We start from the raw sequence: 13,367 nt of genomic DNA, 5'->3' as shown, positions 1-13,367 counted from the left end.
AGGTCGAAGAGGGCGAAGGGCTCGGTCACCATCCGAGGGTACCTCCGCCGGGCGACGGCGGCCGGATGCCGGCGCGGGATGCCGCGGCGGGGTGCCGCTGCCGCGGCATCCGGCTCGCGCTCCCTCGGCTGGGGATTGACGGCCGCGAGCTCGGGACGTACGCTGTGGAATCGATTCCGGAATCGATTCCATCCCCCAATCCCCGAGTCCGCACGTTCAATGAGGAGTGACATGGACACGACCGCCCCCTCGCCCACGAAGGCCCCAGCGGCCTCCTGGCGCGCCGTCACCGCCAGCACCATCGGATCGGTGCTCGAGTACTACGACTTCTTCGTCTTCGGCACGCTCTCCGCCCTCGTCTTCGGGCAGGTCTTCTTCCCCACGGGCGACGCCGGCGTCGCCACCCTGCTCTCCCTCGCCACCTTCACCGTCGGCTTCATCGCCCGGCCGCTCGGCGGCATCATCCTCGGCCACTTCGGCGACCGCATCGGCCGCAAGCGCGTGCTGCTGTTCACCTTCATGCTCACCGGCACCGTCACCGTGCTCATCGGCGTGCTGCCGACGTACGCCCAGATCGGCGTCGCCGCGCCCATCCTGCTCGTCGTGCTGCGCGTGCTGCAGGGCATCGGCATCGGCGGCGAGTGGGGCGGCGCGGCCCTCCTGGCGGTCGAGCACGCCCCGACCGCGCGCCGCGGCTTCTTCGGCAGCCTCGTGCAGGCCGGCGCCCCGATCGGCGTCATCCTCTCGAGCGGCGTCGTCGCCCTGCTCACCGCCACCATCGGCCTCGAGGCGCTCGTCGCCTGGGGCTGGCGCATCCCCTTCCTCGCGAGCGCGCTGCTGCTCGTCGTCGGCGTCTTCCTGCGCCTGAAGGTCGACGAGAGCCCCGAGTTCGTCGCCGTGCAGGAGAAGAAGGCGGAGGCGAAGCTGCCCGTCTGGGAGGCCATCCGGCGCTACCCGAAGGAGATCGCCGCGGCAGTCTTCATCCACACGAGCGACACCACCCTCGGCCTCATCCAGGGCGTCTTCGTGCTCGGCTACGCCTCCGGCGCCCTCGGCATGGACCCCACCGTCGTGCTGCTCGCGAACGTCTTCTCCTCGCTCACGAACCTCGTCACGACGCCGATCGCCGGGCACCTCGGCGACCGCTACGGCCAGCGCCGGCTGCTCATGGTCGGGCTCGGACTGCTCGTGCTCTGGGCGTTCCCGATGTTCTGGCTCATCGGCACCGAGACCGTCGTCGGCCTCTTCGCGGCGACGGGCGTCAGCGGCATCCTCGTCGGCCTGCTGTTCAGCCAGCAGGCGACCCTCTTCGCCGACCTCTTCGAGCCGCGCGTGCGCTACTCGGGCATGTCGCTCGGCTTCCAGCTCGGCACCGTGCTCGGCGGCGGCTTCGGCCCGCTCATCGCGCAGGCGCTCACGAACGCCGCGGGCGGGCAGACCTGGTCGGTCTCGAGCTACCTCGTGCTCGTCGCGGTCGTCGCCCTCGTGTTCACCGCGATCGTGAAGCCGCGCTTCGGCTCGCACGCCGTGCTGCCGCTGCCGGAGCCGGCGGCCCGCAGCCACGCCGGCTGAGGCCCGGCACCACCCTCCCGCGACCAGGCATCGGCCGGGGCATCCGCCCGGCCCGGAAAGGCACCACCATGTCGACCACGCATCCCGACTTCCCCGGCCGGATCGGCACCACCGTCGCCGAGTCCACCCCGTGGTGGCCCGAGCGGCGCGAGGGGCCGAAGCGCCCGAACGTCGTCGTCGTCATCCTCGACGACACGGGCTGGGGCGACCTCGGCTGCTACGGCTCCGAGGTGCGGACGCCGACGATCGACGCCCTGGCCGATGCCGGCCTCCGCTACACCGGGTTCCACGTCACCCCGCTCTGCTCGCCGACCCGCGCCGCCCTGCTGAGCGGGCGCAACCACCACGGCATCGGGATGCGCTTCCTCGCCGACACCGACACGGGCTTCCCGAACTCGCGCGGGTCCATCCGCCGCGACGTGCCGCTGCTGCCCGAGGTGCTCCGCGGCGAGGGGTACGGCACCTACCTCGTCGGCAAGTGGCACCTCGCGCCGCTGCACGAGATCACGCCCGCCGGCCCCTACGGCAACTGGCCGCTCGCCCGCGGCTTCGACCGCTACTACGGCTTCCTCGACGGCTGCACCGACCAGTACGAGCCCGAGCTCTTCGAGGACAACCACCCTGCGCCCGTGCCCGAGCGCGAGGGCTACCACCTCAGCGAGGACCTCGCCGACCGCGCCATCGGCTACGTGCGCGACCACCTCGCGTTCCGACCCGGCGACCCCTTCTACCTGCACCTCGCCTTCGGGGCGACGCACGCGCCCTTCCAGGCCCCGCGGGAATTCATCGAGCAGTACCTCGACACCTTCACCGTCGGCTGGGACGAGACGCGGCGCGCCCGCCTCGCCCGGCAGATCGAGGCCGGCCTCGTGCCCGAGGGCACGCCGCTCGCCGAACGCAACGACGGCGTGCGCCCCTGGGCCGAGCTCGACGAGGACGAGCGCCGGGTCTACGCCGCGCTGCAGGCGGCCTTCGCCGGCTTCCTCGAGCACGCGGACGCGCAGCTCGGCCGCGTCGTGGACGCGCTCCGCGAGTTCGGCGAGCTCGGCGACACGATCGTGCTCGTCACGAGCGACAACGGCGCAAGCCGCGAGGGCGGGCCCGGCGGCGACGTCGACACCAATGCGCCGTACAGCGGCATCCGCCGTCCGGCCGCCGAGCTCGTCGGGGAGCTCGACCGCGTCGGCACCCTCACGGGCGGCTCGCACTACCCCGAGGGCTGGGCGATGGCGGGCAACACGCCCTTCCGTCGCTACAAGCAGTTCGTCGACCTCGGCGGGGTGCGCTCGCCGCTCGTCGTCGCCTGGCCGAACGGGCCCGGCACGCCCGGCGGGGTGCGCCGGCAGTTCGTGCACGCGATCGACATCGCGCCGACGCTCTACGAGCTGCTCGGCATCCCGGCGCCCGGCGAGCTCGACGGCCGCAGCGTCGCCGCGACCCTCGCCGACGCCGACAGCCCGGCCGGACGCCGCACCCAGTACTGGGAGACGCTCGGCCACCGGGCGATCTGGCACGAGGGATGGCGTGCCGTCACCGCGCACGTCCCGGGCACCGACTACGCCGAGGACGAGTGGCGGCTCTACGACACGGCCGCCGACTTCGCCGAGGCCACCGACGTCGCGGCGCGCGAGCCGGAACGGCTCGCCGAGCTGCAGGAGCTGTGGTGGCGGGAGGCGCGGCGGCACGACGTCTTCCCGCTCGACGACCGGCCGCTGCACGAGGTCATCGAGGCGCGCGGGCCCATCGGCCTCTACGCCGAGCGCCGGATCGTGCTGCGCCCGGGCCAGAGCCACGTGCCGTTCCCGAGCGCCGTGACCGGCTCGAACCGCTCGATCGACGTGCGGGCGCGGTTCCGCGTCGACGCCTCGACGGCGAGCGGCGTGCTGCTGTCGAGCGGCAACGCGCAGGGCGGCTACGTGCTCGCGCTGCAGGACGGCGTGCTCGCCTTCGCCCACTCCGCGCTCGGCGAGACCGTCGAGCTGCGCGCATCGCGGGCCCTCGCGCCGGGGGAGCGGGAGGCCGGGTTCCGGCTGCGCTCGCTGCCCGACCTCAGCGGCGAGCTCGTGCTCGAGGCCGGCGGCGAGCAGCTCGGCTCGGCGCGGATCCCGCGCACTGGGGCGCACCTGTCGTTCTGGGGCCTCGACGTCGGCCTCGCGCCGGTCAGCGCGTTCAGCCCGCTGCAGGCTGTGCCGATCGACCCCGCCCTGCTCGAGCTCGTCGCGATCGACGTGCACCCCGCGGCCGACGACGCCGTCGAGTACGCCGAGCTGATCCTGGCGAGCGAATGAGCGCGCGGCCGATTCCCGTCGTCCTCGACGTGGACACCGGTGTCGACGACGCCCTCGCCCTGCTGCTCGCGGTGCGCCATCCCGCCCTGGACGTCCTCGCCGTCAGCTGCGCGGGCGGCAACGTGCCGCTCGCCAAGGTCGTGGAGAACACCCGGCGCGTCCTCGACCTCGCCGACGCCCCGCCGGTGCCGATCGCCGCGGGCATGCACCGGCCGCTCGTCGAGACGCCGCAGGACGCGAGCTACGTGCACGGCGCCACGGGGCTCGGCACCCTGGAGCTGCCGCCGAGCGAGCGCGAGGTGGAGCCGGTGCACGCGGTCGAGCTGCTGCGCCGCACGCTGCTCGCCGCGCCCGAGCCGGTCACGGTGATCGCGCTCGCACCGCTCACGAACCTCGCAGTGCTGCTGCGGATGCACCCCGAGGTCGCGCCGCGCATCGCGCGGGTCGTGATGATGGGCGGCGCGGTGGGCGCGGGCAACGCGACCGCGGCGGCCGAGTTCAACGTCTGGCACGACCCCGAGGCAGCCGAAATCGTGCTCACGAGCGGGGTGCCCGTCGTCATGTACGGGCTCGAGCCCTTCTACCGCGCGACGGTGCCCGCCGAGCGGATCGCGGAGCTCGGCCGTTCGGCCGATCCGGTCGCCCGCGCCGCGGGCTCGCTGCTCGCGCACCTCGCCGGGGTCACCGAGGACGAGGGCCGGGTCGACGGGACCGGGGCCGCGGCGATCGGCGACGCCGGCACGGTCGCCGCGGTGATCGACCCGACGCTGCTGCGGCTCCGGCGCGCGCCCGTGCGCGTCGCGCTCGCCGAGGGGCCGACGCGCGGCTGCACCGTCGTCGACCTCCGCACCGGGCTCGGCGCGGGCGGGGAGGCGACGAAGGATGCCGAGAGCCACGTCGAGGTCGTGCTCGACCTCGACGGCGAGCGCTGCGCGGAGCTGTTCCTCGCCGCCGTCGACGCCGGTGCGGCGGTCCCGCCTCGATAGGATCGCGGATGTGACGGCACCGGAACGCGGCCAGGCGACCATCCTGGATGTCGCCCGGCTCGCCGGCGTCTCCCGCACCACGGTCTCCCGTGTGCTGAACGAGCCGGAGCGGGTCACGCCGGACACGCTCGCGAAGGTGCGCGCCGCCGCCGATCGCCTGAACTTCGTGCCGAGCGCCGCCGCCCGGAGCCTCCGCAACGGGCGCACCGGCACCATCGCGCTCCTCGTGGGCGACGTGTCGCAGCCCTTCCACGGCGGCCTCGCGAAGACGATCTCGCACGAGGCCGACGACCTCGGCTACAGCGTCATGCTCTACGACCTCGCGCACAGCGAGACCCGACTGCGGCGGGTGCTCGAGAAGCTGCCCAAGCAGGGGGTGGACGCGGTGGTGCTCGCGACCGCCGACGCGCTCGTCGAGCCCGAGACGCTGCAGGCGCTCGACGTGCTGCACGAGCACGGCATCCCGGTGCTCACCACCGTCGACCGCGACGACGCCCGGCACGCGCTGAGCCTCGGCTTCGACTACCGCGAGCCAGCCAGGGCGGCGACGAGCGCGATGGCGGGGTCCGGGCACGGTCCCGTCGCCCTCCTCGTCGGCACCGGCATCGGACCCCTGGGCCGGCAGCTCGTGGCGGGCTACCTCGACGCGCTGTCACCCGGCGCGCCCGAGCTCGTCGTCGAGACGCCCTACGACTTCGACGGCGCGCAGGCGGCCGCCGCGGCGCTCCTGGACCGCGCGAGTGTGGGCGGCATCCTGGCCGCGACGGTGCCGATGGCGATCGGCGCGATCCGCGCGGCCGAGGCGCGCGGGCTCCGGGTGCCGGACGACCTCGTCGTGCTGAGCGGCGAGGAGGTGCCGCTGGCCGCCCAGGTGCGGCCGGCGATCACGACCCTGTCCGCGGCGGCCGAGCGCAATGGGCACGCGATCATGCGACTGCTCGCCGACGCCCTCGCCGGGCGGGACGCCCCGCGCCCGCCGCTCGAGGCCGAGCTCGTCGTGCGCGAGTCCTTCGTGCCGACGCGGTAGCCGCGCGGCTCAGCGGGCGGCGAGCTGGTCGACGCCCTCCGGCGAGAGCACGTGCTGGATGGCGAGCATGCTCGCGCCGAGCACGGCCGCGTTCTCGGCGGCGGCGGACTGCACGATCTGCAGGTGCTCGGTGGCGAGCGGCATCGAGCGGGTGTAGACCGCTTCGCGCACGCCCGCGATGAGATGCTCGCCGGCCCGGGCCATCGAGCCGCCGATCGCGATGACGGAGGGGTTGATGAGACTCACCGAAGCGGTCAGCACCTCGCCGATGTCGCGGCCCGCCTGCCGCACGGCCTGGATCGCGTCGAGGTCGCCGCGCTGCACGAGCGCCACGACGTCGCGGCCGCTCGCCGCGTCGAGTCCGCGCTCGCGCAGGGAGCGGGCGATCGCGGGGCCCGAGGCCAGGGCCTCCAGGCAGTCCTGGTTGCCGCAGCTGCACGGCACCCCGGCGCCGCGGGAGACCCGCACATGCCCGATGTCGCCGGCGATGCCCTGCGCGCCGCGCTGCAGCAGCCCGCCCGAGATGATGCCCGCCCCGATGCCCGTCGCGACCTTCACGAACATGAGGTGGTCGGTGCTCGGCCAGGCGGCCTGGCGCTCGCCGAGGGCCATGATGTTCACGTCGTTGTCGACGAGCACGGGCACCTCGAGGTGCTGCTGCACCCAGCCGGGCACGTCGAAGCGGTTCCAGCCGGGCATGATCGGCGGGTTCACCGGGCGGCCGGTGGAGTGCTCGACGGGGCCGGGGATGCCGATGCCGATCGCGACGAGCTCGCTGCGGTCGCGGCCGAGCTCGCGGAGCATGGCGACGCCCGTCTCGACGAGCCAGCCGAGCACGGCCTCCGGGCCCTCGGCGATGTCGATCGGCTCGCTGCGCTCGAGGAGCACCGCCCCCGTGAGGTCGGTGATGGCGAGCGTCGCGTGCGAGGCGCCGAGGTCGGCGGCGAGCACCACGCGGGCGCTGGGGTTCAGGGCGAACTGCGAGGGCGGGCGGCCGCCGGTGGAAGCGGCGTCGGCGACGGGGGCGACGAGGCCGAGACGCATGAGCTCGTCGACGCGCGCGGCGACGGTCGAACGGGCGAGCCCCGTGGCCTGGGCGAGGGCGGCGCGGGTGCGCGGCGCACCGTCGCGCAGCAGCTGGAAGAGCTCGCTCGCCCCGGAGGTGCCGGGCGCTGAGACCCGACTCGTGTCGACCATGTATCGAGTAAAGCACACCGCCTTGTCGCTCCGACTCATCACAAATTCGGAACGAACAAATCAACTTTTGATTCTTGACTAGCAAAAGTCGGCGAACCGTGTCACGATGTGCAGCATGACAACGGACGTCAGCGCTCCAGCCCGTGCGGTCCACGCCGGCATCATCGGCGGCGGCTTCATGGCGGCGGTGCACTCGCGGGCGGCGCGCGCCGCGAGCGGGGCGCTCGCCGGCTCCGCCTCCTCATCCGCGGGACGCGCGGCCGAGGCCGCCGAGCGGCTCGGCATCGCCGCCGCCTACGACTCGGCCGAGGAGCTGCTCGCCGACCCGGCGATCGACGTGATCCACGTCTGCACCCCGAATACGACCCACGCGGACTACGCCAGGGCCGCGCTCCTCGCGGGCAAGCACGTCATCTGCGAGAAGCCGCTCGCCACGAACGCCGCGGACGCCGCCGAGCTCGCCGGGCTCGCGGCCGAGCGCGGCCTCGTCGCCGCGGTCCCCTTCATCTACCGCTTCCACCCCATGGCCCGCGAGGCCAGGGCTCGGATCGCGGCGGGCGACGCCGGCCCTCTCGTGAGCGTCCACGGCGCCTACCTGCAGGACTGGCTCGCCGACCCGCAGGCCGACGACTGGCGGGTCGACCCCGCGCTCGGCGGTCCGTCGCGCGCGTTCGCCGACATCGGCTCGCACCTCGTCGACCTGCTCGAGTTCGTCGCCGGCGAGCGCATCCTGCGCCTGAACGCCCGCACCCGCACCGTGTACCCGAACCGCGCCGGCCGCGACGCGATCGCCACGGAGGACCTCGTCGCCGTCGTCGTCGAGCTCGCCGGCGGGGCGATCGGCACCCTGCTCATCTCGCAGGTCGCCCCGGGGCGCAAGAACGCGCTCGTGGTTGAGCTCTCCGGCGCCCGCGAGACGGTGCGTTTCGAACAGGAGCGCCCCGAGCGGCTCTGGCTCGGCCGGGTCGACGGCTCGCGGCTCGTCGACCGCGACCCCGCCAGACTCTCGAGCGAGGCGGCCCGCTTGTCGCTCGTGCCGGCGGGGCATCCGATGGGCTATCAGGACGCGTTCAACGCCTTCGTCGCCGACGCGTACGCGGCCATCGGCGGCGCCCGGCCCGAGGGGCTGCCCGACTTCGCCGACGGGCTGCGCTCCGCGCGGGTCACCGAGGCCGTGCTCGCCTCGGCCCGCAGCGGCGACTGGGCGGAGGTGGCGGCATGAGCGAGCCGATCCTCGTCGCCGAGGGCCTCGAGAAGTCCTTCTTCGGCGTTCAGGTGCTCCGCGGCGTCGGCCTCACCCTGCACCCGGGCGAGGTGCACGGCCTCATCGGCGAGAACGGCGCCGGCAAGTCGACCTTCATGAAGATCCTCGCCGGGGTGTACCAGCGCGACGGCGGCACGGTCCGCATCGCGGGCGAGGAGGTCGACTTCCAGCACCCGGTGCAGGCGGCCGAGGCCGGCCTCGCCACCGTGTTCCAGGAGTTCAACCTGCTGCCCGAGCGCACCGTCGCCGAGAACGTCTTCGTCGGTCGCGAACCGCGCCGCTACGGTCTCGTCGACCGGCGGCGGATGGTCCGGCAGACCGAGCAGCTGCTCGCCGAGCTCGGCATCGACTTCATCGACGCGGATGCCCCGGTGCGACGACTGAGCGTCGCGGAACAGCAGATCGTCGAGATCGTGAAGGCGCTCTCCGTCGATGCCCGCGTGATCCAGATGGACGAGCCGACCGCCGCGCTCGCCGACCACGAGGTCGAGCTGCTCTACGCGATCATCGCCCGGCTGAAGGCCAGGGGCGTCGCCATCCTCTACGTCTCGCACCGGCTGAAGGAGATCTTCGACCTCTGCGACACCATCACGGTGCTGAAGGACGGCGCGCTCGTCTCCACCGGCCCGGCCGCCGAGCTCGACACCGACGAGCTCGTGCGCCGCATGGTCGGCCGCCCCATCGAGAGCTACTTCCCCGAGGCGGAGCCCGGCACCGAGCTCGGCGAACCCCGGCTCGTGCTGCGCGGCGCCGGCAACGGCTACGTCGACGGCATCGAGCTCGAGCTGCGCGCCGGCGAGATCGTCGGCGTCGCCGGGCTGCAGGGCTCCGGCCGCACCGAGCTCGCCGAGGCCGTCTTCGGCATCGCCCCGTTCACCCGCGGCACCATGGAGCTCGACGGCCGGGCGATCCGCGTCACCGGCGCCCGCCAGGCCGTCCGCGAGGGCCTCGCCCTCGTCACCGAGGACCGCAAGGCCCAGGGCCTCGCCCTGAACCAATCGGTGCTCGACAACGCGCTGCTCGTCATCCGCTCCGTGTTCTCGAGGCGCACCGCCGCGGTGCGGCGGGAGCTGCCCGGCGTGCTCTCCAGCCTCGAAGTCGCCTCCCGCGGCGTCGAGCAGGAGGTGCAGTACCTCTCCGGCGGCAACCAGCAGAAGGTCGTGCTCGCCAAGTGGCTCGCCACGAACCCCCGCGTCGTGCTCATGGACGAGCCGACCCGCGGCATCGACGTCGGCGCGAAGGTCGCCGTCTACCGGCTCATGCGCCGGCTCACCCGAGAAGGAGTCGCCATCCTCATGATCTCCTCCGAACTGCCAGAGGTGATCGGCATGTCCGACCGCATCATCGTGATGCACGACGGCCGCGCCTCCGCCGAGCTGCCTGCGCGCAGCGACGAGGCGACCATCCTCGCCGCCGCCACCGGCACCCTCGCCGCGATCGAGCCCGGGGGAGGGGCGGCATGAGCGCCGTGACCCCCACCGCCCGCCGCCGGCGCGGCCGCCTCGACTCCTCGCTCGTCGTCGGCATCGCGCTCGTCGTGGTGATCGCGATCGGCGCGGTGCTCGTCGCCACCGTCGGCCGCAACTTCTTCAGCCCCGGCAACATCCGCGACATCCTCACCGGCATGAGCGTGCTCGGCTTCGTCGCGATCGGGCAGACGCTCGTCGTGCTCTGCGCCTCGCTCGACCTCTCCGTGCTCTACGTGATCAGCCTGTCGAGCCTCATCGCCGCCGATCTGATGGCCGGCAATCCGGCGAACATCCCGCTCGCGCTCGCCGCCTCGCTCGGCGTCGCCGGGCTCATCGGCCTCGCGAACGGGCTCATCGTGACGAAGCTGAAGGTGAACGGCTTCATCGCCACCCTCGGCACCGGGCTCATCATCAAGGGCTTCCTCGACTCGAACTACAAGGGCACGAGCGGCGATGTGCCGATGGAGTTCCGGCTCATCGGCGCCACCGGGCTCGGCCCCGTGCCGGTGTCGACCATCCTGATGCTCGCCGTGGCCGTGCTCGTGTGGCTCTTCCTCAGCCGCACCCGCACCGGCCACCACATCTACGCCGTCGGCGGCAACGAGCAGGTCGCGCGGCTCTCCGGCATCCGCACCGCCCGACCGGTGATCATCGCCCACGTGCTGTGCTCGATGAGCGCGGCCCTCGCCGGCCTGCTGCTCGCCAGCCGCTCCGGCGTGGGCAACCCGACGTTCGGCGCCCAGGGCGGCTACGACCTGCTCTCGATCGCGGCGGTCGTGCTCGGCGGCACCCTGCTGCTCGGCGGCCGCGGCTCCGTCTGGGGCACCATCGGCGGCGTCGCGATCTTCGCCGTCGTCGACAACGTGATGAGCGTCATGCAGGTGAACCCGTTCCTGAAGGACGTCGTGCGCGGCATCGTCATCGTCGCCGCCGTCGCGGTCTACGCCAGCCGCTCGGTCGAGCGCCGCCGGCCGCGCTTCGACGGGGGCGGTGCGCCGCCGCCGGCCTCGAGCGAGGCGTTCGCCGCACCCGCCGAGCCGGCCGAGCCCGCCGCCGCGGAAGGAGGGGTCCGATGACCGCCGCCACCGAGCTCCGCCCGAGCGCCGGGCAGCGCCTCGCGGGCCTCGCCCGCACCCTGATCAGCCCCCGCGGCGCCGTCTTCCTGCTGCTCGTGCTGCTCCTCGTCGCGATCGCGGCGCTGAACCCCTCCTTCGCCGAGCCGAGCCAGTTCATCCGCTTCGTCCAGCGGGTCGCGCCCGTCGCGATCGTCGCGATCGGCCAGTACTTCGTCATCGTCGGCGGCGAGTTCGACCTCTCGATGGGCTCGGTCGTCACCGCCCAGGTGGTGATCGCCGGCAACCTCATCGGCCAGGACGAGTCGAAGGCGCTGCCCGTGCTCGCCCTCATGCTCGGCTTCGGCGCGGTCATCGGCCTCGTGAACGGGCTCATCGTCTCGTTCCTGAAGGTGCCGAGCTTCATCGTCACCCTCGGCATGATGCTCGCCCTGCTCGGCGCGGTCCTCTACTGGACGGGCGGCGCCGCGACCGGCAACCCCGCCGACGGCTTCCGCGAGATCGGCCGCGGCGGCATCCGCGGCATTCCCGTGATCGACATCCTGCCGTGGTCGGTCGTCATCCTCGTCGTGGTGCTCGTGCTCGCCGTCTGGTTCGCCCGGCGCCCCTTCGGCCGCACCATCATCGCGCTCGGCGACAACCCCACCACGGCGCGGTTCTCCGGCACCCGCAGCTGGTGGGTGAAGACCTCGACGTTCATGATCTCCTCGCTCTCGGCGACGGTCGCGGGCGTGCTCCTCGTCGGCTACGCCGGCGTGCACCCCTCCGTCGGCCGCGGCTACGAGTTCACGGCGATCACCGCCGTCGTGCTGGGCGGCGTGGTGCTCGGCGGCGGGCGCGGCTGGGTCGTCGCCGCGGCGGCCGGCGCCTTCGCCCTCGAAGCCCTCTTCACGCTGCTGAACTTCGCCGGCGTGCCCTCGACGTACCGCGACGCGGTGCAGGGCGCGATCATCATCCTCGCCGTCGCCTACTCGGCGACCACCTTCCGCGCCAGGCGCCGCGGCCGGGCCCTCGAGGCCCCGGCCGGTCGGCCGCCGGAGGCCCCGCCGCCCCAGGCGGCCCCAGAGACTTCGCCCGCATCCGGAGCGAAGACGGACGACTCCCCGGAGACGCCCGCCACCCCTGCACCCATTCCCTCGACGCAGAGGGCAGACAACGAAACCAAGGGAGGTTCGTGATGCGACGCAGGTTCACCGTGGCATCCGCCATGGTCGGCGCCGTGGCGCTGATGACGCTCGCCGGTTGCACGACCGATCCGAGCGTGACCGACTCGAGCGAGGCGCCCGAGTCCAGCGAGGAGGCGTCGGTCGAGTGGTTCGACCAGGCCCTCTTCGACAAGCAGAACGCCGAGCGCACCGTCGTGCCCGAGGGGCCCGAGGGGCAGCCGTGGCTGCAGACGATCAACGCGGAGCTCGTCGACACCGCGCAGTACGCGAGCACCGGCCCGAAGAAGGCCTGCTTCGCGAACGCCTCGATCTCGAACCCGTGGCGCCAGACCGGCTGGATCACCATGAACCAGCAGCTCAAGGTGCTGCAGGACGCGGGCGTCATCAGCGAGATGGAGACCCGCGACGCGCAGGACTCCGACGACACCCAGATCGCCGACATCGACTACTTCATCGACGAGGGCAACTGCGACATCTTCCTGATCTCGCCGAACTCGACGGCGGCGATGACGCCCGCCGTGGAGCGCGCCTGCGACACCGGCAAGCCCGTCGTGGTCTTCGACCGCGGCGTGCAGACCGACTGCCCGGTCACGTTCATCCACCCGATCGGCGGCTTCGCCTGGGGCATCGACACGGCCGAGTTCCTGATCGACAACCTCGAGAAGGGCGACAAGGTCGTCGCGCTCCGCATCCTGCCGGGCGTCGACGTGCTCGAGCAGCGCTGGGCCGCGGCCGAGAAGCTGTTCGACGAGGCCGGCATCGAGGCGGTCGACTACTTCACCGGTGCGGACCCGGCCGAGATCAAGAAGATCATCTCGGACGAGCTCGCCAAGGGCGAGGTCCAGGGCATCTGGATGGATGCCGGTGACGGCGCCGTCGCCGCGATCGAGGCCTTCGAGGACGCCGGTGCGGACTACCCCGTGATGACCGGCGAGGACGAGATGAGCTTCCTCCGCAAGTGGAAGGAGACGGGCCTCACCGGGCTCGCCCCCGTGTACTCCAACTTCCAGTGGCGCACGCCGCTGCTGGCCGCGCAGAAGATCTTCGCGGGCGAGCAGGTGCCGGTCGAGTGGGTGCTGCCGCAGTCGCCGATCACGGCCGAGGAGGTCGACCAGTACCTCGCGCTGAACGAGGGCATGCCCGACGGCCACTACGCCAAGTTCGGCGGCGAGGACCTGCCCGGCTACCCGCAGGTCTGGGAGGACCGCGTCATCCCGTAAACCGGCGCTGGGGGAACACGCCGATCGCGTATCGGGGCCGCGGCACGCGCCGCGGTCCCGATACGCTCACCATCGACACGGGCGCCGGCGAGGGCGGGGCGCCGC

Annotated in this window: 10 protein-coding genes; 9 read left to right on the top strand and 1 reads right to left on the bottom strand. The window is 73.1% G+C overall.

Translation table 11 applies throughout. The features are described 5' to 3' along the window. Positions 1 to 231: 231 nt before the first annotated feature. The 4 genes from QSJ60_RS16940 (at position 232) to QSJ60_RS16925 (ending at position 5,873) form a co-directional block, all read left to right on the top strand. Entirely contained in the window at positions 232 to 1,572 is a 1,341-nt protein-coding gene (locus tag QSJ60_RS16940; protein WP_189085685.1) for an MFS transporter, read from the top strand. 68 nt (positions 1,573 to 1,640) lie between these two features. Continuing rightward, positions 1,641 to 3,860: an arylsulfatase gene (locus QSJ60_RS16935; protein ID WP_285464727.1), complete on the top strand. Its 2,220-nt coding sequence runs from the start codon at positions 1,641 to 1,643 to the stop codon at positions 3,858 to 3,860. After that, positions 3,857 to 4,846: a nucleoside hydrolase gene (locus QSJ60_RS16930; protein ID WP_230764635.1), complete on the top strand. Its 990-nt coding sequence runs from the start codon at positions 3,857 to 3,859 to the stop codon at positions 4,844 to 4,846. The genes QSJ60_RS16935 and QSJ60_RS16930 overlap by 4 nt, the downstream gene beginning before the upstream one ends. A 10-nt stretch (positions 4,847 to 4,856) precedes the next feature. Further along, positions 4,857 to 5,873 carry a LacI family DNA-binding transcriptional regulator gene (locus QSJ60_RS16925; protein WP_285464725.1) on the top strand — a complete coding sequence of 339 codons (1,017 nt, stop codon included), beginning with the start codon at positions 4,857 to 4,859 and terminating at the stop codon, positions 5,871 to 5,873. A 9-nt stretch (positions 5,874 to 5,882) separates the two neighbouring features. Here the strand turns inward: QSJ60_RS16925 and QSJ60_RS16920 are convergent, their stop codons facing one another. After that, positions 5,883 to 7,070 (bottom strand): ROK family transcriptional regulator, encoded by a 1,188-nt coding sequence (locus QSJ60_RS16920; protein WP_230764631.1) that lies wholly within the window; start codon positions 7,068 to 7,070, stop codon positions 5,883 to 5,885. A 115-nt stretch (positions 7,071 to 7,185) separates the two neighbouring features. Here QSJ60_RS16920 and QSJ60_RS16915 point away from each other — a divergent pair, with 115 nt between their 5' ends. From QSJ60_RS16915 to QSJ60_RS16895, 5 genes are read left to right on the top strand one after another with little or no spacing between them, the layout of a single operon-like run. Then, positions 7,186 to 8,292, top strand: a complete 1,107-nt coding sequence (locus QSJ60_RS16915) for a Gfo/Idh/MocA family protein (RefSeq protein ID WP_285464722.1) — start codon at positions 7,186 to 7,188, stop codon at positions 8,290 to 8,292. Continuing rightward, a complete protein-coding gene (locus QSJ60_RS16910) occupies positions 8,289 to 9,797 on the top strand; it encodes a sugar ABC transporter ATP-binding protein (protein ID WP_230764627.1) in 1,509 nt (502 codons plus the stop codon). Before QSJ60_RS16915 ends, QSJ60_RS16910 begins: the two co-directional genes overlap by 4 nt. Further along, positions 9,794 to 10,879, top strand: coding sequence for an ABC transporter permease (locus tag QSJ60_RS16905; protein WP_230764625.1), 1,086 nt, complete (start codon positions 9,794 to 9,796; stop codon positions 10,877 to 10,879). The genes QSJ60_RS16910 and QSJ60_RS16905 overlap by 4 nt, the downstream gene beginning before the upstream one ends. Further along, positions 10,876 to 12,054 (top strand): ABC transporter permease, encoded by a 1,179-nt coding sequence (locus tag QSJ60_RS16900; RefSeq protein WP_230764623.1) that lies wholly within the window; start codon positions 10,876 to 10,878, stop codon positions 12,052 to 12,054. Before QSJ60_RS16905 ends, QSJ60_RS16900 begins: the two co-directional genes overlap by 4 nt. Next, on the top strand, positions 12,054 to 13,262 hold the full coding sequence (locus tag QSJ60_RS16895; protein WP_189085972.1) for a substrate-binding domain-containing protein: 1,209 nt from the start codon (positions 12,054 to 12,056) through the stop codon (positions 13,260 to 13,262). The genes QSJ60_RS16900 and QSJ60_RS16895 overlap by 1 nt, the downstream gene beginning before the upstream one ends. Positions 13,263 to 13,367 lie beyond the last annotated feature (105 nt).

The sequence above is a fragment of the Agromyces sp. NBRC 114283 genome (assembly GCF_030268405.1).
Lineage (GTDB): Bacteria > Actinomycetota > Actinomycetes > Actinomycetales > Microbacteriaceae > Agromyces > Agromyces mediolanus.
Note: the sequence above shows the minus strand (reverse complement) of the source record. Positions and strands in the feature narration are given on the sequence as shown.

What these genes read in the sequence shown, in the direction of transcription:
- QSJ60_RS16940 (WP_189085685.1), top strand. Translation starts at nt 232, where the DNA reads ATGGACACGACCGCCCCCTCGCCCACGAAGGCCCCAGCGGCCTCCTGG.
- QSJ60_RS16935 (WP_285464727.1), top strand. Translation starts at nt 1,641, where the DNA reads ATGTCGACCACGCATCCCGACTTCCCCGGCCGGATCGGCACCACCGTC.
- QSJ60_RS16930 (WP_230764635.1), top strand. Translation starts at nt 3,857, where the DNA reads ATGAGCGCGCGGCCGATTCCCGTCGTCCTCGACGTGGACACCGGTGTC.
- QSJ60_RS16920 (WP_230764631.1), bottom strand. Translation starts at nt 7,070, where the DNA reads ATGGTCGACACGAGTCGGGTCTCAGCGCCCGGCACCTCCGGGGCGAGC.
- QSJ60_RS16915 (WP_285464722.1), top strand. Translation starts at nt 7,186, where the DNA reads ATGACAACGGACGTCAGCGCTCCAGCCCGTGCGGTCCACGCCGGCATC.
- QSJ60_RS16910 (WP_230764627.1), top strand. Translation starts at nt 8,289, where the DNA reads ATGAGCGAGCCGATCCTCGTCGCCGAGGGCCTCGAGAAGTCCTTCTTC.
- QSJ60_RS16905 (WP_230764625.1), top strand. Translation starts at nt 9,794, where the DNA reads ATGAGCGCCGTGACCCCCACCGCCCGCCGCCGGCGCGGCCGCCTCGAC.
- QSJ60_RS16900 (WP_230764623.1), top strand. Translation starts at nt 10,876, where the DNA reads ATGACCGCCGCCACCGAGCTCCGCCCGAGCGCCGGGCAGCGCCTCGCG.
- QSJ60_RS16895 (WP_189085972.1), top strand. Translation starts at nt 12,054, where the DNA reads ATGCGACGCAGGTTCACCGTGGCATCCGCCATGGTCGGCGCCGTGGCG.